The 20865-nt window shown below is 42.0% G+C and carries 13 protein-coding genes, 1 tRNA gene and 4 pseudogenes; 2 read left to right on the top strand and 16 right to left on the bottom strand.

The window, feature by feature from the left end; all coding sequences use genetic code 11:
- Nucleotides 1-315: 315 nt before the first annotated feature.
- The 4 genes from DXA05_RS22240 to metA form a co-directional block, all read right to left on the bottom strand.
- A complete protein-coding gene (locus tag DXA05_RS22240) occupies nucleotides 316-834 on the bottom strand; it encodes a hypothetical protein (protein WP_015531319.1) in 519 nt (172 codons plus the stop codon).
- Between the two features lie 36 nt (nucleotides 835-870).
- Nucleotides 871-1827 carry a zinc ribbon domain-containing protein gene (locus DXA05_RS22235; RefSeq protein ID WP_008017684.1) on the bottom strand — a complete coding sequence of 319 codons (957 nt, stop codon included), beginning with the start codon at nucleotides 1825-1827 and terminating at the stop codon, nucleotides 871-873.
- Between the two features lie 224 nt (nucleotides 1828-2051).
- On the bottom strand, nucleotides 2052-3881 hold the full coding sequence (locus tag DXA05_RS22230; protein WP_044130645.1) for a U32 family peptidase: 1830 nt from the start codon (nucleotides 3879-3881) through the stop codon (nucleotides 2052-2054).
- Complete coding sequence (gene metA, locus DXA05_RS22225; RefSeq protein ID WP_004314573.1) at nucleotides 3878-4795, bottom strand: homoserine O-succinyltransferase; 918 nt, start codon at nucleotides 4793-4795, stop codon at nucleotides 3878-3880. Before metA ends, DXA05_RS22230 begins: the two co-directional genes overlap by 4 nt.
- 180 nt (nucleotides 4796-4975) lie before the next feature.
- Here metA and DXA05_RS22220 point away from each other — a divergent pair, with 180 nt between their 5' ends.
- Nucleotides 4976-5146, top strand: a complete 171-nt coding sequence (locus DXA05_RS22220) for a 4Fe-4S binding protein (protein ID WP_002559159.1) — start codon at nucleotides 4976-4978, stop codon at nucleotides 5144-5146.
- A 244-nt stretch (nucleotides 5147-5390) separates the two neighbouring features.
- Here DXA05_RS22220 and DXA05_RS22215 read toward each other — a convergent pair.
- The 4 genes and pseudogenes from DXA05_RS22215 to DXA05_RS22200 all read right to left on the bottom strand — a co-directional run bounded on the left by DXA05_RS22215 (nucleotide 5391) and on the right by DXA05_RS22200 (nucleotide 10251).
- Nucleotides 5391-6583 (bottom strand): annotated as a pseudogene (locus DXA05_RS22215) (pyridoxal phosphate-dependent aminotransferase).
- Between the two features lie 82 nt (nucleotides 6584-6665).
- Nucleotides 6666-7883, bottom strand: coding sequence for a bifunctional 3,4-dihydroxy-2-butanone-4-phosphate synthase/GTP cyclohydrolase II (locus DXA05_RS22210; protein WP_004309056.1), 1218 nt, complete (start codon nucleotides 7881-7883; stop codon nucleotides 6666-6668).
- Between the two features lie 5 nt (nucleotides 7884-7888).
- A pseudogene (locus DXA05_RS22205) lies at nucleotides 7889-9788 on the bottom strand (LptF/LptG family permease).
- A 76-nt stretch (nucleotides 9789-9864) separates the two neighbouring features.
- On the bottom strand, nucleotides 9865-10251 hold the full coding sequence (locus DXA05_RS22200) for an START-like domain-containing protein (protein ID WP_008640713.1): 387 nt from the start codon (nucleotides 10249-10251) through the stop codon (nucleotides 9865-9867).
- Nucleotides 10252-10475: 224 nt separating this feature from the next.
- Between DXA05_RS22200 and DXA05_RS22195 the strand changes: the two genes are divergently transcribed.
- Nucleotides 10476-10549 (top strand) — tRNA-Met (locus tag DXA05_RS22195).
- A gap of 222 nt (nucleotides 10550-10771) precedes the next feature.
- Here DXA05_RS22195 and guaA read toward each other — a convergent pair.
- The 8 genes and pseudogenes from guaA to DXA05_RS22150 form a co-directional block, all read right to left on the bottom strand.
- Nucleotides 10772-12079, bottom strand: a complete 1308-nt coding sequence (gene guaA / locus DXA05_RS22190; RefSeq protein WP_128859636.1) for a glutamine-hydrolyzing GMP synthase — start codon at nucleotides 12077-12079, stop codon at nucleotides 10772-10774.
- Nucleotides 12080-12305: 226 nt separating this feature from the next.
- Nucleotides 12306-13745, bottom strand: coding sequence for an ATP-binding protein (locus DXA05_RS22185; RefSeq protein WP_008640698.1), 1440 nt, complete (start codon nucleotides 13743-13745; stop codon nucleotides 12306-12308).
- A gap of 19 nt (nucleotides 13746-13764) precedes the next feature.
- Nucleotides 13765-14895, bottom strand: coding sequence for a sensor protein KdpD (locus DXA05_RS22180; RefSeq protein WP_008025310.1), 1131 nt, complete (start codon nucleotides 14893-14895; stop codon nucleotides 13765-13767).
- Between the two features lie 83 nt (nucleotides 14896-14978).
- Nucleotides 14979-15742: pseudogene (locus DXA05_RS22175) on the bottom strand (hypothetical protein).
- Nucleotides 15743-15863: 121 nt separating this feature from the next.
- Nucleotides 15864-16436 carry a K(+)-transporting ATPase subunit C gene (locus DXA05_RS22170; RefSeq protein WP_128859635.1) on the bottom strand — a complete coding sequence of 191 codons (573 nt, stop codon included), beginning with the start codon at nucleotides 16434-16436 and terminating at the stop codon, nucleotides 15864-15866.
- Between the two features lie 16 nt (nucleotides 16437-16452).
- Nucleotides 16453-18486, bottom strand: a complete 2034-nt coding sequence (kdpB, locus tag DXA05_RS22165) for a potassium-transporting ATPase subunit KdpB (protein WP_128859634.1) — start codon at nucleotides 18484-18486, stop codon at nucleotides 16453-16455.
- 18 nt (nucleotides 18487-18504) lie between these two features.
- Nucleotides 18505-20211: a potassium-transporting ATPase subunit KdpA gene (gene kdpA / locus DXA05_RS22160; RefSeq protein WP_008640693.1), complete on the bottom strand. Its 1707-nt coding sequence runs from the start codon at nucleotides 20209-20211 to the stop codon at nucleotides 18505-18507.
- A 517-nt stretch (nucleotides 20212-20728) separates the two neighbouring features.
- A pseudogene (locus DXA05_RS22150) lies at nucleotides 20729-20865 on the bottom strand (transposase); the annotation flags it as partial.

The raw sequence follows: 20865 nt of genomic DNA, 5'->3' as shown, positions 1-20865 counted from the left end.
TGAAGTATGCATTATAAAGCCGTTATACTTAATTAATCCAATAGGCATTGTTCTCTTAACCCTACGCTATCTTTACCTTTCCATGGCTGTGGTAGCTTCTCTTCACGGCCGTGGAGAGATCTCGTCACGGCTGTGGGAAGAAGTCACCACGGCCGTGGGAAGTAAGATAGCGGTACCTTCACACAACTATACCGGCATCTTAACGGAACTATACCGGTGTCCTGGCATTACTTTACCTACAGTTTCCTATTGGTTTGCTTATATCTAAGATTATCTTGTCCACATCTAATACACTTCAACTACACTCCATCACGATTAAGCAAGTTTCTCTGTTCCATCAGGTACACGCGTCATCTGATAAGCGATACGCTCTGTCCCGTTCTTTACATAAATGATACCACAACGTTGAAAGCCATACTTCGTCAATATATGCTGCATGACTTTATTGTCCCGATGAGTATCTACCCGGAGATTGGGCCAACGTTCAAAACACCAGTTCAAGCAGGTTTCCGATACCCCCTTCTGTTTTCCGTTCGTTGCCAGCCGATGAATCACTCCATAAGGTTCATTATTGAGCCATGTTCCTTCATAAATCTGTTGATAAGTAGGGTCGTCTCCCAAGATAAAACAAAAAGTCCCCAAAATTTCTCCCTGTTCATCTATGCAGACAAAGCTATGTCCATCTTCAATTTCCTGACGAATCAATACTTCAGAAGGATAACCGTCAATCCATTGAGTAGTATTTCCGGTTGCACGCATAAAGGCACGGGCATAGTCATAAATCTCCATCACTAAAGGGAGATCTTTTATTTCGGTAGATCTGATTTCCATCATTTGAAAAGTTATTCAAGAATAAAACAGATAATAAAATTACTCATTGATAGCTCCACAATGGGGGCATACACCTTTTTGCTTCAACTTTTCCCCACAACGCCCACAACGATACTTATACCCAATGTTCCGATGGACTTTCTTCGCAAAAACCAGCATAAAAAAGGCAAGGAACAGATAACCGATATAAATATGTGTCATCAGGATAAAGAAGAAATAGCAGAAAATACAACAAGACATCAACCCCAGCAGATAAAAGATAGCTGCAGCGGGAGTCAACTGTCGGAACAAATCATCCAGCACCGCCAAAGCGACTATCAAAAACAGCCAAATACTCAACAAGAAGACAGAGAGAATAAAAGGAACTTTGAACGGCGACAAAGTAGGATTGAAATAAAAATGCTCCCACGTTTCCGGCACAAAGACCTGCATCGATTCGTAAATCGTTGCACTGAAAGCCATCAACAAACAGAGAAATAACGGATAAACACTATCTATATCATTAAAATAGACCATCTGCAACTGCTTTCGACGAAAAGCGCGAAACAGATATACACCGACGAATAAAGCGAAGATGATAATGAAATAAGAAGCATGCGTATCACTGAAAAGATGAATGGCCTGCGAAATACTATCAGTCGGCACAAATGACTTCTTGAGTTCTTTTTCACGTATCCAGCCCTGTTCATCCTGTGTGTGAGCCAGCTTCACCCAAACACTGTCTACACTATCGGCAGGGTGAACCGCAAACTCTGCCACCACTACCCTATCCCCTTTATTCAACTGAATAAAAGTATCTTTTATCGGAAGACATTCCAAAGAGATGGAATCATCGACTACTTCCAAGTTTGTATTCCATGTATAATGCCGTTCGTACAAGTAAGTCAACGAGTCTTTCGTCTTCTTCGACAGTTCTTCCGAATCCAAAGCCGGTGCTTTATAATAACAAGATGAAAGCAAAAGTAAACATAGTAGGAGGTTCATCACTGTTTTCATCACTATTTTCACCACAGAGGACGCAGAGGACACAGAGGATAAAAAGGATAAAGAGGGTAAAAAGGGGAAAGAAGGTAAAGAGAAAAACTTTCTACACTTTTTCCAAAAAACACTCAAACAGTCTGTATCAGAAGAATGAGTGAAGATGTTACCTCCACTATATCCTCTGTGTCCTCTGCGTCCTCTGTGGTGAAAACTGTGGTGAAAATTGTGAATAATGATTCTCATTGAGCCGCTTTTACTTTCATTTGACAATTCTTACAATCAAATTCCAGACGAAAACGTTTGCCGTCATTTGACACCAGGTAATAGGGTTCTTTATAAGGTGAACGTACCCGTTGATGGATGGGACACCACCCCATACTGTAACGCAAACAATGTTTGCAGAACATCAGTACCGCATCTTCCACCGCTTCTTTTTCGTAAGCCGCTGCTACCTGTTGAACCCCATGCTCCTGATAGAAAGAGGCTGCACGAGTATTCATGACATTTCCCAGATAGGTTAGCATCGTTTGTGGAAAAGCATGATTGGTTGACTTCCATACCGACAATTCCTGACGGTAATTGATTCGACGGGCAGTTATTAACCGGTCGATTGCCTGCCGGCGGAAATCGGCTAATACCGAAGCCGGCAGAAACCAGTTGTCGGTAAAAGAGATTTCTATTTCTTTTGCTTCGAAAGGCGTATTCCCCAATTTGGACAGTTGCGTTTTCAGGTTGTCCGTCTGCGGAGTCCGGGCCGGCTCTTTTTCACGTGGAAGGGTGATTGTGACTCTATTATCATCTTCGTCAGTCAATGTCAAAGAGAAACCGGAATGATGGTCGGCAAGCAACATTCGCACTGCGATTTTCCTTTCGGCAGACTTACGGGAAAGCACTCGTTCAAATTCCTGGTCGAAATTACGATACAATGTGGTACGAGGCTTGATACGAGGCATTTCCTGTGGATATAGTTTATTGCTGTCCACCCGGTTGATGCGGAATCCCTGTAAACGTCCCTGTTCGTCGATATAACAAACACCGTCTCCATTGTTAAAGGATTTAAGTCCCGCAACCGTCAGATAATTGCCACGAATCTCCTTCACAGTCCCCATCTCCTCGCCCAACGACTTGGGAGTGTCGAAAGAGAAAATCTCTTTGTCACGTCCATGCAGGAAATAATGTGTGAATCCACGGCTGAAACTCTTATCCAGTTGCGGCTTAAACTCGAAATTGCACGTACCCGAAGAAGCCCTTACATATTCCGGACGACGGGCAAAGATGGCATCCAGCTTTTGACGATAAGCGGCCGTTACATTCTTCACGTAAGAAACGTCTTTCAGTCGCCCTTCTATCTTGAACGAGGAAGCTCCGGCATCCAGCAATTGCTCCAGTTCATCACTTTGATTCATATCTTTCAGGGAAAGCAGATGTTTGTCTTTGACAATCACTTTCCCGTCCGCGTCTACCAGACTAAAAGGTAACCGGCAGAATTGCGCACATTCTCCCCGGTTGGCACTACGACCGAAACAGGCTTGGCTGACATAGCACTGCCCGCTATAGCTGACACAAAGTGCCCCATGTACGAATACCTCTAAAGGCACTTCCGGACAATTTTCGTGTATCTTCTTTATTTCACGCAACGATAGTTCCCGCGCCAGGACTACTTGCCGGAAACCCGCCTCCCAAAGGAATTTTACTTTTTCCGGTGTACGGTTATCCATTTGTGTACTGGCATGAAGCGGTATCGGAGGAAGATTCAACTTCGTGATCCCCATATCCTGCACAATCAGTGCGTCTACGCCAATCCGATAAAGTGCATGAATCATCTCCTCCGTCTCTTTCAATTCTTCTTCTTTCAGAATCGTATTGACCGTGACATAAATACGTGCATGATACAAATGGGCATGCTGCACCAATGCTTCAATATCTTCCAATGAGTTCACAGCCGCCGCACGGGCACCGAACTTCGGAGCACCGATATATACAGCATCTGCCCCATGATTGATAGCTTCAATGCCACATTCCAGGTTTTTCGCCGGAGCGAGAAGTTCTATTTTACGCTGCTTTATCATTGAATATCGTTGATGTTGTAAGGTGTTTCCTGATAAACGAAGTAGTTCAGCCAATTGGAGAACAACAAATTGGCATGAGCACGCCAACGTACCAACGGGCCTTTTTCAGGATCATTGTCTATATAATAATTGCGGGGCATCTCTATCGGCAAGCCTTTATCGAGATCGCGACGGTATTCCGTGTCCAGTGTCAGCGGAGAATATTCGGAGTGTCCCGTGACAAAGAATTCACGACCGCCCCGTGCCATTGCCATATAGACACCGGCATCTTCCGATTCGGAAAGCAACGTCAGTTCCGGAACTTTCAGAATGTCTTCCCTGCGTACTTCTGTATGACGGCTATGCGGCACATAGAAACAATCATCAAAACCACGGAAGATGGAGTGGAAAGGTTCCAATACCCGATGTTCAAAGATACCGAACATCTTCTCTTTCAACGGATATTTAGGAACTCCATAATGATGATACAATCCGGCCTGCGCAGCCCAGCATATATATAAGGTAGAAGTGACATGCGTACGTGCCCAATCAAAGATTTCCGTAATCTCATCCCAATAGGTCACCTCCTCGAAGTCCATCTGTTCTACAGGAGCTCCGGTGATAATCATACCATCATACTTCTCATGACGCATCTGGTCGAAATCCGTATAGAACGTTTTCATGTGTTCTATCGGCGTATTCTTTGACGTGTGGCTCTTGATCTTCATAAATGAAATCTCCACCTGAAGAGGTGTATTGGAGAGTAAGCGCACCAAGTCTGTTTCCGTTGTAATTTTCAACGGCATCAGATTCAGAATCACAATCCGTAGCGGACGAATATCCTGTTGCGTAGCGCGGGAAGTGTCGATCACAAAAATATTCTCTTCCTTCAAAAGCTCTATCGCAGGTAGTTTATCGGGTAAATTTAAAGGCATAATCGCTATATATTAGTAATTTGAGTGCAAAAATACGAAAAATATAGCAGATTATAGGGAGGTAGCTTATTTAGAAGACGTACAAATTAAGTCAATTTAAACATAGAAGCATAACAACCAATCAATAAAAGCCTTATTTTTGCCGGAGAAATTAGTACTAATAATTTAAATCTTAGAAAAATGGCATACGTAATTAGTGACGATTGTATTGCTTGCGGAACTTGCATTGACGAGTGTCCGGTAGAAGCTATCTCTGAAGGTGATATCTATTCTATCAACCCAGATGTATGTACTGACTGTGGTACTTGTGCAGACGTTTGTCCGTCTGAAGCAATTCACCCGGCTGAATAATACAAGTTACAAAAAGAGTATAGGCTGCTTTCTATGGAAGGCAGCCTTTTTTATTGCTCTTTCTTCACCACAGACTACACAGATTAATTCACAATCAAACGGATAGAAAAATACAAAGAAGTTCCTTAAACAAAAAATCACCCTTACTGCATACTGTAGTAAGGATGATTTTATTAATCTAATATTTTTCAGACAAACAATCTCTTTTCAATCTGTGTCAATCTGTGTAATCTGTGGTGAACTCTTATTTCAACTTAGCCAATGCTTCTTTGATACGACGGATAGCCTCTACGATATTTTCATCGCTTGTAGCATAACTCATACGGATACATTCAGGAGCACCGAAAGAGGCACCACCTACACAAGCCACGTGAGCTTCTTCAAGCAAGTACATTGCCAAATCATCTGAATCTGCAATCTTACGTTCGCCGTTGCTCTTTCCAAAGAAAGCATCGCATTTCGGGACAGATAGAAAGCACCTTGCGGAACGTTTACCTCAAATCCCGGAACTTCCTTAGCCAACTTCACAATCAGGTCACGACGGCGTTGGAATGCTTTCTGCATTTCTTTTACCGGTTCTTGTGTTCCTGTATATGCCACTTCAGCAGCTTTTTGAGAAACAGAGCAAGGACCTGAAGTGTACTGACCTTGCAACTTGTTGCAAGCTTTTACAATCCATTCCGGACCGGCAATGAAACCGATTCTCCATCCTGTCATAGCGTAAGCCTTGGATACACCGTTTACAATCACTGTACGTTCCTTCATTTCTGGGAATTGAGCGATACTCTGATGTGCACCAATATAATTGATATGTTCATAAATCTCATCAGCGATTACTATCACCTGCGGATGTTTAGCCAATACTGCTGACAATCCGGCCAATTCTTCTTTTGTATATACAGAACCTGTCGGATTAGACGGAGAACAAAGAATCAATGCTTTCGTCTTCGGAGTGATGGCTGCCTCCAGCTGTTCCGGAGTAATCTTGAAATCTTGTTCGATACCTGCTGAAACAATTACAGGAGTACCTTCTGCCATTTTCACCATTTCCGGGTAACTTACCCAGTAAGGAGCCGGCACGATGACTTCGTCACCCGGATTTACCAATACAAGGATGGTATTACAAACAGATTGTTTGGCACCATTGGCACACGAAATTTGAGCGGCTGTATATTCCAGACCGTTTTCTTTTTTCAGTTTCTCAACAATAGCATTGCGCAAAGCCGGATAACCCGGTACCGGAGAGTAACGAGAAAAGTTATCATCTATGGCTTTTTTCGCAGCTTCTTTGATGTGGTCAGGAGTATTAAAATCCGGTTCTCCTACACTTAAGTTAATAACATCAACACCCTGTGCCTTGAGCTCGTTGCTCTTTTGCGACATGGCAAGCGTCGCCGATGGCGACAAGCTGTTCAAACGATCTGATAATTGATTCATTTTGTATCTATTTTATTGTTGTTGAGTGAAAATCGTTGCAAAATAAGCGATAATATTTGATATATGAAAACAAATTGGCAATTTACTTATTAAAATGTAAAGTATGCCCCATTCTTTCTTTCTTTGTTCTCAAGTATCGTTCATTATACGGATTAGGAACTGTTTCAACAGGTACATTTTCTACTATCTCCAATCCGTATGCTTCCAAACCAACACGTTTCACCGGATTATTTGTCAAAAGTCTCATTTTGTGTACTCCCAGTTCACGAAGGATTTGTGCGCCTACTCCATAATCACGTTCGTCGGCAAGGTGTCCCAAACAAATATTCGCGTCAACGGTATCCATACCGTCTTCCTGCAACTTATATGCTTTCATCTTTTCCATCAGACCGATGCCACGTCCTTCCTGATTGAGGTAAACCACCACACCTTTTCCTTCTTTTTCGATCATTTCCATCGCTTTATGCAGCTGCTCGCCACAGTCACAACGTTGTGAGCCAAGGATATCCCCAGTAGCGCAAGAGGAATGGACACGTACCAAGATCGGTTCGTCTTCACTCCATGTTCCTTTAAATATAGCCATGTGCTCCAATCCGTTTGATTTCTGGCGGAAAGGAATCAGACGGAACTTTCCGTGTTCGGTAGGCATATTTACTTCTACTCCTTTTTCTACAATGGATTCCTGTTTCAGGCGATAAACGATCAGGTCATGGATAGAAATCAGTTTCAGTCCGTGTTCGTCTGCCATCTGACGGAGTTCGGGCAAACGTGCCATTGTTCCGTCTTCACTCATGATTTCCATCAAGGCACCTGCGGGGTAAAGTCCTGCCAGACGAGCCATATCAATCGTAGCTTCTGTATGTCCGGCACGGCGAAGTACTCCTTTTTCTTGCGCGTACAACGGATTGATGTGTCCGGGACGCCCGAAAGTAGCCGGTGTAGAAGTCGGATCGGCCAACGCCTGAATAGTAGCGGCACGGTCGGAAGCGGAAACACCTGTTGTACAGCCTTCCAATTTGTCAATAGTAACCGTAAAAGGAGTTCCCAACACGGAAGTATTATCACTTACCTGATGCGGTAAATCCAACTCCTTGCAACGAGACACTGTGACAGGTGCACAAAGTACGCCACGTGCATGTTTCAACATGAAATTTACTTTTTCGGGAGTTATCTTTTCAGCTGCAATAATCAAGTCGCCTTCGTTTTCGCGGTCTTCATCATCCACTACTATGACAAACTTGCCTTCTTTAAAGTCGGCAATCGCATCTTCTATTCTATCCATTTTAATAGTCTCTTTCATAACACTTATTTATTGATTTTCTGTATGATGAATTGAATTTGTTCATTGTTCTTTATAATCCGTTCCATATCCTTAGCCAGACGAACGCGGAACGCCCAGATGCGGAAATAGAAAAATAAACCGATAGGGAAAATGACTCCGGCCACCAGATTCAACCAATATATATGGAACGGGCGCACATGAGCAGAAACGGAAATAACCGGATAATTGTTTAATGCACCGATCAAAGTGGCAGATTTCGTATTGGACATTTCTTCAACCAACGCTTCCAGCTTTTCATTGATTGCCATCACCTCGTTATCATCCTCACTCGCCATCCACAACTTAAAGTAATTCGGTGCTTTTTCCAATCGTTTCCTGGCGGCATACGCTTTACACTCTGCCGAAAGTTGTTCCAAATCACCCGTCAGACGTGCGTAATCAGGATCATGAATAATCACTTCTTTCTTAAATATATGGCGTACACTACGAATTCCCACAATCTTTTTAAACCAGTTGATATAAGCATCTGCATTAAGCACCACAGAGTCTTTATTCGATTTATAAGTAAGGAAGACTCCTAACGGGGCAAGGACTGCGCTACTTGTCCACATCCCCATCCAAACAATCCACTTACCGTCGCGGGCCATTTTATATCCTGTATTATCAATGATATAATAAATGATAAACACCAACACTGATACGATGACCGGCATTCCCAGACCTCCTTTACGGATAATACCGCCCAACGGAGCTCCGATAAAGAAGAACAGCAGACAAGAAAGTGAAATTGTTATCTTCTTATGCCATTCCGTCTTATGTTTTCGAATACTATAATCATTGTTCTCCATCGTGAATTTCTTGAACCCAAGATCGTTAGCCACGTTCTCCGCACGACTGACAGCAGAAGAAATCACCTTCTGTTTCTGCGTTAAAGAGGCTACTTCGTAAAGGCTGTCTACATTATATTCATGAATATCCGCCTTTTCTATTTTGACCGTATCTTCTTTTGTCAATCCATAAGAAGGACGGAAATTTCCTTCTGCCACTTCCCTGTAATACTGTCGTCCGATACTATCTCCCACAACCGTCATCGAGTCAATGGAACTCTGCAACTGCGCCATGTCCTTAGCACTGGACTGCTTACCCATAATCTCACCGTCAACCATATTGAAATCGGAATTAAACTCAATAATGGTATGTTTTTCCCTGAATTCCTCGCGTCGGTAAGGTACATTCTCCGATTTCATACTTTGAGCTTTCAGATTCTCAAATAAATCTCCGCTATACAAATGCAGCCAAAGATGCTGTTTATCCGCGGTCATCTCCAAACGCCCGGAATCAGCATATATAATACGTGCTTTCTCAAAGCCATCTTTCATACTATAAATCAGCACATCATATAGCATACCGGTCTTCCGGTTCTTCTTAGCTACCTTTAAATTATAGTCCTTGATTTCAGAATAGAAAACTCCTTCCGGAATGTCCAACTCCGGAGATTTTTGTTTCATCGAAAGGATCAGGGTTCCCAATTTAGCTTGGGCGATAGGACCTACTACATTTTGGAAATAGAATGAGACACCGACAAGCCCGCAAACGAAGAAAGCAAGCGGACGCATGATTTTAAGGAGAGAAATACCTGCGGCTTTCATCGCAAGCAATTCATAACGCTCGCCAAAGTTACCGAAAGTAATCAAAGAAGCCAGTAGCACTGCCAATGGCAACGATACCGGCACTAATGTTAACGCGGAATAAAAGAAGAATTGAGCCATTACGCTCATCTCCAATCCCTTTCCGACCAATTCGTCTACATATCTCCACAGGAACTGCATCATGAATATGAACAGACAGATGAAGAATGTACCAATAAAGAGCATCAAAAAAACTCTTTACGATGAATATATCTAATTTCTTTATGCGTAGCATCTTAATAGGTTCGTGCAATTAGGATGCAAAATTAGCACAAAAAAAGGAGCATCGAAAATTTTTAGTTGAAAGTTAACTAAAAACCACAAGTTCTTCTTAATTTAGCTACTTGTGACTCCCACAATTCTTTCATATCATCCACTTCATCCGGCTCTGCGAAATCGGTAATTTCCAACACATAGTCACTAGTCAGCTCATTATAAGTCATCTTGATTTCAAAATAATCGCGTTCGTTTTCATCATCCTGCCAACGGAAGCGGATAAAAGAGAAAGAGCGAATAGCAATAATCTCTGCTTTCCTCAGTTCTGTCTTCCCCCAATGGAACTCTACTATTTTATCATCAGAAATAACTTTGTCGGCAAACCAGTCCTCCAACCCGGTCGGTGTACTTATAGCTGACCAAAGAATATTTTTAGACGTTGCATTCAACAAATACTCTAAATGAATCTTTTCCTTTTTCATAGCAATTTCGAATTGTTTTTACGTGTGCCAAGATAAATACTTTTTTCTAAATACATCGCATAAATCAGACACTTTATTTAATTATTCTTTCATTATCGGACCTCAAACTCCCTGTTTATAGGGAAAATCAAACCCCTTCTTAAAGAAAAAACACAAAAAAGTTATGAATTGTTTTGGAGATTATAAAAAATCATCTATCTTTGCACCCGCAATCGAGAAACGATGGCGGGATAGCTCAGCTGGTTAGAGCGCATGATTCATAATCATGAGGTCCCCGGTTCAATCCCGGGTCCCGCTACTTGATAAGAATAAGGCATTTGAGAGGCTTCCACTCTTGGGTGCCTTTTTCTTTTATACATCAATTGGTGCCGGTTTACACTATGGTTTACACCAACGCAAATCATATATCAATCAGATTAAACATCTGTCAAATTCAATGTGGCAAGGTTCAACATATTAAAAAAAATAGCCTCAACTTACAAAAAATTGAGGCTATCGAAATATCACTTAAAAAGTCTCTCTATTCCCATTCTATAGTCGCATTAGGTTTCGGAGACATATCATAACAAACGCGATTTACATTCTTCACTTCTTTCAGTATACGGTCTGTTATCTTCATCAGGATAGGCCATTCTATCGGTTCGATAGTAGCCGTCATAGCATCTACCGTGTTGACAGCGCGAATAATCACCGGCCAATCAAAAGAACGGGCATTATCACGTACACCAACAGATTTAAAATCGGGTACTACTGTAAAGTATTGCCATACCCTTTTATCCAATCCGGCAATCTGAAACTCTTCACGCAAAATAGCATCGGACTCACGTACAGCCTCCAAACGGTCACGCGTTATAGCACCTAAACAACGTACGCCCAAACCTGGACCAGGGAAAGGTTGACGGTAAACCATCTCATAAGGCAATCCCAACTCCAAGCCACAAGCACGAACTTCATCTTTAAATAATTGGCGCAACGGCTCCACAAGCTCGAACTTAAGGTCTTCAGGCAGCCCACCTACGTTATGGTGAGACTTCACCATTTTAGCAGTTTTCGTTCCACTTTCCACAATATCCGGATAAATAGTCCCTTGCCCCAAGAAGTCAATACCATTCAGCTTACGTGCTTCTTCTTCGAACACACGAATAAACTCACCACCAATAATTTTACGTTTCTGTTCCGGATCTTCCACACCTGCCAGTTTATTCAAGAAACGATCGGTTACATCTACATAAATAAGATTTGCTTTCAACTGGTTGCTGAATACCTCAACCACATCTTCAGACTCTCCCTTACGCATCAAACCATGATTAACATGTACGCAAACCAGATTGTTACCAATTGCCTTCAGAAGTAAAGCAGCTACCACAGAGCTATCAACTCCACCCGACAGAGCCAACAATACTTTCTTATCGCCCACCTGACGCTTAATCAACTCTATCTGATCATTGACAAAGTTCTTCATGTTCCAGTTAGCTTCAGCTTTACAAACATCGAAAACAAATGATTTCACTGCCGCCTTTATAGCCTCAATATCATCCGCAAATTCTGCCAACTTCACTTCACAAGTTGCTTTATCGTGACCTGCAGCCATGACGGGAATCCCCAAAGTATAGATAGCTGGATTTACATCAATAGCAACGCCATCAATTACATTATTCGGTCCACCATTAATTATAATACCCTTTACATTGGGCAATGCTTTCAGTTCTTCCACTGTGATATCGTGAGGATAAATCTCACTATAAACTCCTAATGCACGGATGGCGCGAGCCAACACCGTATTCTCATGACTACCCAAGTCAAGGATAACAATCATATCCTGCTTCATCTGATTTTGGTTGTTTTTTAAGTTATTGTATTGTTTATTATTCACTATCGTTTCCAAACGGTCTGCAAATATAAAGATTTTTAGAGAGACTATAATACATTGATTCTCTAAAGTTTCAGAACAGAGTCGCGTTTTTTTGCTGTTATAGTATTCAATTCAACAAAGAATTAAAACAACATAGGAAGTAGATAGCAATAACCCAATTCTTTCATAGACTCCTTCAAAACTATGCCTTCAACCGCATCACAAACCGACTCCCCTTACCCAATTCGCTCTCTACCGTCAGCGTACCGCCATGAGCTTCCACAAAATCCTTGGAAATAGATAACCCCAAGCCACTACCTTGCACTTTCGTTCCGGGTACACGGAAATAACGGTCGAAGATACTTTTGTGATAACGCGGGTCAATGCCTTTGCCAAAGTCTTGGACATACAATTCAATCCAGTTTTCATCCTGTTTGGCACCAATAACCACATGCCCGTTTTCTTTTGAATAACGAATAGCGTTACTTAACAGATTCGTCAATACCCAAGCAATCTTCTCGCTGTCGACAAACAGTTTACCGATTTTCTCCTCCGGATACTCCACTTCTATCTGAATATTAAACTTATCCGCTTGCACCTGATTAGCTTTGATCGCATACTCAATCAATTCAATCGGTTTGGTGATCTTCGGCATCAACTGTAATTTACCAGCTTCCACCTGCGTCATGTTAAGCAATTCTCCGGTGATACTTAACAAACGTTCGCTATTCTCCTTGATACTCTTTGAAAGCTGTTCCTGCTCATCATTCAGCGCACCGACACGCTTATCCTCAAGCAGTTGTAGACTCATCATAATAGCAGCAATCGGAGTTTTCAATTCATGAGAGATCGTTGAAATAAATGTAGTCTTGGCAGAATCCAGTTCTTTGAATTCCGTGATATTCTTAAGTAAAATGACATCACCCAGTTTGTGAGGTTCCCCTTTTTCAGCCTCCGTATTAATAATCGGGACATAAGAGACCTTAAAATAACTTTCCTTATTATCCGCATAAATTTTTAAAGCCTCTTTCTGATCGCTTGGCGTCACCAACTCACGAATTAGTCGGCGGAGCAGGTCATTCTTCAAAGAAAGTTCCTCTGCCGATTTACGAATCACATTCTCCCGTTTCATATTCAGAATACTTAAGGCTTCATCATTGATAAACAAAACCTCACGTTCTGTATTCAGACCGATAATCGGGTCGTTAATACTGTTAACAATAGCTTCTATAAACTTTTTAGCAGAAAGAATATCCGACAAAGTACTGGCACGATATTCAGTCAAACGCTCCGCCATCCGGTTGAAACTGTCAGCCACTTCACGGAACTCTTCATTGTCACTCATGTCGAGACGCTTCTCATAGTTATGATTGGCTATTTCAAGAATTCCTTCTTTCAGCTCCTTAATCGGCTTGCTGATAGAACGAGGCAACCAATAAAGCAATATCAGTCCAGTCAAGATACAGATTCCCCCTGTTATGGAGATCCATAGCAATGCACGTTCCAAGGCAGGCATAGCAGCAGGACTATCAGGCTCTGTCGCAGTCAGAGTTTGAAGATTCACTACTGAAAGTGTTACCAACAAAATAATCATTCCTGCCAACATCCCAATGCCAAGAATCAGTTTCGTTTTAATATTCATAACGTTCATACGATTAATATTATGCAAGTATAATCAAATCTACATTAGCTTGCGACAAATTATTTAAAAACTTTCTATATCCCAGTATAGAACAAATTGCGTACGGCAACCTCAAATTAGGAGTTCCCATACACACTGTCGATATCTGTTTCTCTTTACAAACCTTGACGATGCTCCCCAAAATGTCTTTCGACTGTACCTGGACAACTTCTCCCCCAAGTTCCGCCACCAGTTTAAAATGATTCAACAAATACCGTTGACTGGCCAAATCAATTCGATCCATACTCTCTCTCGGAGTCTGAACATACAAAGCTATAAAAGTAGTATTATACCGGGTTGCCAACTTTGCCGCCTTTCTGATAATTCGCCGGGGTGTTTTCTCGTGACTACTGATACAAGCCATAAACTTCTCATGCCGAAGTCCGACGGCTACTCCCATCATCACTTCATTCTCCACCTTTTTTTCTACCCGCAACGCCACTTCCTTCAGAGCCAACTCACGCAATTGAAGAATATTCTCGGTTCTAAAGAAATTATCCAATGCTGTCTGAATCTTTTCCGGACGATAGATCTTTCCCGCTTTCAAACGGGCAATCAGTTCTTCTGCCGTCAAGTCAATATTCACCACCTCATCCGCTTCCTGAAGCACACTGTCGGGCACCCGTTCTTTCACTTCAATCCCCGTAATCTCCTGCACTTCTTCATTCACGCTTTCGATGTGCTGAATATTGATTGCCGAAATCACATTGATTCCTTCATCCAACAATGTCATTACATCTTGCCAACGTTTCTCATTCAGACTTCCTTCCACATTGGTATGTGCCAATTCATCCACTATCACAATTTCGGGATGAAGGCGAATAATAGAATCTAAATCCATTTCTTCCAATTCCTTTCCCTTATAGAAGATTTTACGTCGCGGAATGACAGGAAGTCCTTCTAGCATCCCTTCCGTCCCGACACGTCCATGAGTCTCGATATAGCCGATTTTCACGTCCACACCATTTTCCAACAGTTCATGTGCCTCCTGAAGCATACGATATGACTTTCCCACACCGGCTATCATACCGATATAGACCTTAAACTTACCTCGCTGAGATCTCTTTATCAGATCCAGAAAATGCTGTACACTTTGTTCTCTATCATCCATTATGTTGCTCTGTTATTTTAAACATCCTAACCCGTAGCAATCATCACGATCACCACGGGTTCACAAAAATTCATGAGTTTATTTTATGGCCTTAAAGTTACGCCAAATACTAGATGGGCATCCTCCAAACGCGGATTCCATATAGCTTGCACAAATATAGGCAATGAAAATTTATCATTAAAATTGATAGCTTTCGTTGCTTTCAAAGCAAGGTTCGTCACTGCAAAACCATTCACATTATACTGCGGAGTTTCATAAGGAACCACTCCACAGGTAGCATTCAAGTCTACCCCTTTTACGCTGAACGGATAATTCAATTCTACGTAAGAAGAATATGCCTGTTTTTCTTCCCCCTTGTCAGTCATCTTCCTGTCAGCACCGGCAAACATGGTATACCATGCAATAGACAACGGGAATTTTTCAACAGGAGCGTATAAGCTAATCCTGCTTCAAAATGATGTCCGGTGTCGCCACTCTTAAAATGGAAATAATCATTTGTTAGTTCTCCATTAGCTACATCAGCTTGTCCGTTCCACCAAAGACTGGCTACTGAAAGTGTCGGTCCTGCTTCACCAAACTTATAAGCCGCAGTGAGGTCAATTTCTTTATTACTTTCACTCAAACTGGTTGAGCCCCATGCAATAAGTGAGAAATTACCTACGCTAAATCCCAAAGTCGGTTGAAAAGAAGCGGCACCCCCCTGATAAATACCACGCCATACATACGAACTTACCAAATCACCTTGTATAGTAAACTCTTGTGCTTGTGCATTGCCAGTTCCCAACATACATACGGCCGCTACAGCCATTGTTCCTAAAATACTCTTTTTACTAAAAAAACTTTTCATACTTCTTATCTAATTCTATTTTATGTTCCTGTAAAAAAGCAGCGCCCCATCCCCCCCTGTTTATTTGAATCGCTGGTATCACCCAAACGATTCGGACAGGAACGCTGCTCCTGATCTTCATCTACTTATTACTTTCTTCAAGAGCTATATTCAATTTCAGCACATTCACCTTTTCTGTTCCCAACAATCCCAGGAACGGTTTTTCGATGCTTTTATCAACAATCGCTCTTACTTGTTCTTCTGTTAATCCGCGTGCTTGTGCCACTCTCTTCACTTGTACGTATGCACATTGGGGAGTAATATCAGGATCCAGCCCCGAAGCACTGGCTGTAACCATTTCGGCAGGCACATCCGTACGGTCTAAATAAGGATGATGTACAAGGAAAGTATCAATACGCGCTTTCACTTCATCCAGATATTCCTGATTCGTAGGACCTTTATTACTACCTGCAGAACTCGTAGCATCATATCCGTCACCGGCAGAAGACGGGCGTCCCCAGAAATAAATATCTTTTGTAAACATCTGACCCACATTGGCTGCCCCCACTACTTTTCCATCCAGCGTAGCTACCTCGGCATTTCCCTTATTAGGACCTGCAACCTGCGCAAACAGCCACAGGATAAGGATATAGAACACGGAGAAAAAGACACAAAAAGCAAGTGTTATTTTTAATGACTTCAATAAAGTTTTCATTGCTATTATTTTTTAATTAAAAGAATAAACCTACCAATAAATCTATCAACTTGATTCCCACAAAAGGAACAATCACACCACCCAAACCATAGATCAACAGATTACGGCGAAGTAAAGCACTCGCACCTATCGGTTTGTATTGCACTCCACGCAAAGCCAGCGGAATCAGAATCGGAATAATAATCGCATTAAAAATGACCGCTGAAAGAATGGCGCTTTCAGGACTATGCAGATGCATGATATTCAGAGCTGCCAATTCGGGAATAGCAATCATAAACAAGGCAGGAACAATTGCGAAATATTTTGCAACGTCATTGGCGATAGAGAAAGTGGTCAGTGTACCGCGTGTCATCAGCAATTGTTTACCGATTTCCACAATCTCGATCAGTTTCGTCGGATCGTTATCCAGATCGACCATATTACCGGCTTCCTTCGCAGCCTGTGTACCACTATTCATGGCTACACCTACATTGGCTTGTGCCAGAGCAGGAGCATCGTTCGTTCCGTCTCCCATCATTGCAACCAATTTACCAGCCTGCTGTTCCTTCTTGATATATTCCATCTTATCTTCCGGTTTAGCTTCAGCGATAAAATCATCCACACCGGCTTTTTCGGCAATATATTTTGCAGTTAATGGGTTATCTCCTGTCACCATGACCGTCTTCACTCCCATCTTACGCAGACGTTCGAAACGTTCCTGAATACCCGGTTTGATAATATCCTGCAACTCAATGACACCGGTCACTTTCTTGTTTACACATACTACCAATGGCGTACCACCATTGCTGGAGATAGAAGAGATAATCTCTTCCACTTCTTTCGGGAATTCATTTCCTTCACCTTCCACCATCTTACGGATAGCATCGAAAGCACCTTTACGAATCTGTGTTCCATCTGCCAGGTCTACTCCCGAACATTTGGTTTCAGCCGTAAACTTAATCATTCGTGCTCCCGTTGTATTTAGGTTACGCATACGGATGCCCGACTCGCGTCCCAGTTCTACGATAGACTTACCTTCCGGCGTTTCATCGGACAAGGAAGACAACAGACAAGTCTCTACAAAATCGTGCAAATTGACACCCGGAGCCGTATGGAAATGAGTTGCTTTACGGTTACCGATGGTGATAGTACCCGTTTTATCCAGCAACAACGTATCAATATCACCGGCAGTCTCTACTGCTTTACCGGATTTAGTAATCACGTTGGCACGGAGCGCGCGGTCCATACCGGCAATACCGATGGCAGAGAGAAGTCCACCGATAGTTGTCGGAATCAGACACACAAACAAAGAAATAAGCGAAGCAATGGTGATGACCGTATGACTATAGTCAGCAAACGGTTTCAAGGTAACACACACTATGACGAAAACAAGCGTAAAACCTGCCAGCAGAATAGTCAACGCAATCTCGTTCGGGGTTTTCTGACGGGAAGCACCTTCCACCAATGCAATCATCTTGTCGAGAAAACTTTCTCCCGGTTGAGTAGTCACCAGTACCTTTATATGATCGGACAATACCTTCGTACCACCCGTTACGGAACTCTTGTCGCCACCTGCCTCACGGATCACCGGAGCAGACTCGCCAGTGATAGCACTTTCATCAATAGAAGCCAGCCCTTCAATAATCTCTCCATCGGAAGGAATCACGTCTCCCGCCTCACAAACAAACACATCTCCTTTCTTCAACAGTGAAGAACTGACGGTAACAATTTTATTGCCTTCCACTTTCTTTGCCGGTGTCTCTTCACGAGTCTTACGCAAGCTGTCGGCCTGTGCTTTACCACGCGCTTCGGCAATAGCTTCGGCAAAATTGGCAAACAACAAGGTTACAAACAGAATGATAAACACAGCAATATTGTAAGCAAACGAACCTTGTGAAGAATTTACAATGGAGTAGAGCGTTACGAGTAGCATGACCACTGTAGCCACTTCTACTGTAAACATAATCGGGTTCTTTATCATCATCCGCGGGTTCAGTTTCACGAATGACTGTTTCAAACTTTCTATAACTTGCTCCTTTGGAAACAAAGAAGCTGATTTATTATCTTTCATATCTTCTCTAATTCAGTATTACAAACTTAAATGTTCAGCAATTGTACTCAATGCATGTACCGGGAAGAACGACAGCGCAGCAATAATGAAGATAACCACAAATGTCATGACTCCGAAAGTCAATGTATCGGTCTTCAATGTGCCGGCACTTTCCGGAATGAATTTCTTCTGTGCCAGTAATCCGGCAATGGCAACCTGCCCGATGATAGGAATAAAACGGCTCAAAATCAGAACAATACCACACGTATAATTCCAGAAATAAGTATTATCTCCCAAACCTTCAAAACCGGAACCGTTATTGGCGGCACAAGAAGTGTACTCATAAAGTTGCTCACTTAAACCGTGGAATCCCAAGTTGTTCAACCATCCACCTTCACTTTCCACAAAATCAGGATGGTACACATAAATATAACTTGAGAGTGCTGTAAATACCAAAATGACAAACGGATGAAGCAGAGCTACAATCGTAGCGATTTTCATTTCGCGGGCTTCCACTTTCTTGCCGAGAAATTCCGGCGTACGTCCTACCATCAAACCGCTGATAAACACTGTAATGATAATAAATGTATAGTAATTCATCCATCCTACACCTACACCGCCAAACCAAGTGTTAATCTGCATATTCAGCATCTCCATCATTCCGGACAGCGGCATAGTAGAATCATGCATACCATTCACAGAACCATTAGAGGTTACAGTAGTTACAATACTCCATAATGCTGTTGCTCCGGCTCCCAAACGAACCTCTTTACCTTCCATCGCACCATTATCCTGCGCAATTCCCAATTCATCAATGCGTGGATTACCACCCATTTCCTGACTGACATTAATACATACGCCTACCAGAAAAGCGAAAAGCATTACTCCGAATATACTGTAAGCCAACTTCTTTCTGCGGGTATAAAATCCCAGCGCAAGTACCATTGCCATCGGGATAATCAGGATAGACCAACATTCTACCATATTAGTAAGATATGTCGGATTCTCCAACGGATGAGAAGAGTTTACACCAAAATAACCACCACCATTTGTACCCAATTGTTTGATAGGAACAATCGCAGCCGTAGGACCTTGAGAAACCATTTGTTCCTGGCCTTCCATCGTAGTTACCTTCATCTTACCGTCAAATCCCATCGGAGTTCCCTGGAGAATCAGGATAAAACCTACAATCAGAGAAAGAGGCAATAAAATACGTGTACAGCTTATTACCAGAAATTGCCAGAAGTTACCAATCGTTTTGGTTGTTTTTGCAGCAATACTCTTCATAATACCTGCCATAGCAGCCATACCTGTTGCTGCGGTAATAAACTGGAAAAGCATGATGACGAACAGTTGAGTAAAATAAGTCAGTCCGCTTTCACCGCTATAGTGCTGCAAGTTACAGTTCACCATAAAACTGATACAGGTATTGAATGCCTGATCCGGAGTCTGCGGTCCGTTGCCGTCCGGATTTAAGGGCAACCATCCTTGTGAAACCAAGAGTACCATTCCCCAGAAAAACCAGAAAGCATTCAAAATCAACAATGCTTTCAGGAATTGTTTCCAGTTCATTTCTTCATTGGGGTCGATTCCACAAACTTTATAAATGACTCTTTCGATAGGAGCCATAAAATCAGACCAGGTCTTTTCTCCTCTGTAGACCTTGGCAATGTATTTTCCCAGTGGATAAGCCAGAATCACCATCAAGGCTATCTGAACAACCACGCCTAAAATTTCTGTATTCATATACTTTTTACCTTAAACTGTGTGTGTTACTTTAAAACTTTTCGGGTTTGACGAGCACGTACATCAAATAACCGAAGATCGCAATACCTAATACGAATAATGCTGTGTACATAATCAATTCTCCTTTTTCTTTAAATATTCTCAAACCAGTCTACACATTTCCAAAATAGCCAGAAACAAGCGAAACCGCTTAACAAGCAGAAAATAAATGATAGTGTTATTCCCATGTTTTTACCTTTTAAATGATTAATAATCCTAATTATTTGCCATAAGTAATGCTAAAGGTATGCCAGAAAAAGAGAAAAGTAAGTAAGCTATTGATTTTCAAAACAATAAAAAAGAACTAAAAAGAATAACAAACGGAAAACACCCTACCATTTTGAAATGGATTATGCTATTATGAAAAACAATATAATAGAGAGGTGAAAATAAAAAAGAGTAGTAAAAGAGGAAATACAAGTATACCAAAGTACGGCTCAGTTGTAATTCTTGGGGGATTAAGTTTAGTCAATTCCCTTCATGCATATACCTTTGCTAGCCTAAAAAGGAAGAAGCTCATATCCACTACTCCTCTAAATGATGCCCTAAATGCTTTGATTTTAGCATTAAATGCTTCCGCTGCTGCATTTGTACTCCTGTTCACAAAGAAGTTCA

The organism is Bacteroides sp. AM54-2NS, assembly GCF_003602935.1.
Taxonomy (GTDB): Bacteria; Bacteroidota; Bacteroidia; order Bacteroidales; family Bacteroidaceae; genus Bacteroides; species Bacteroides xylanisolvens.
This window is presented reverse-complemented; position numbering and strand designations above follow the sequence as displayed.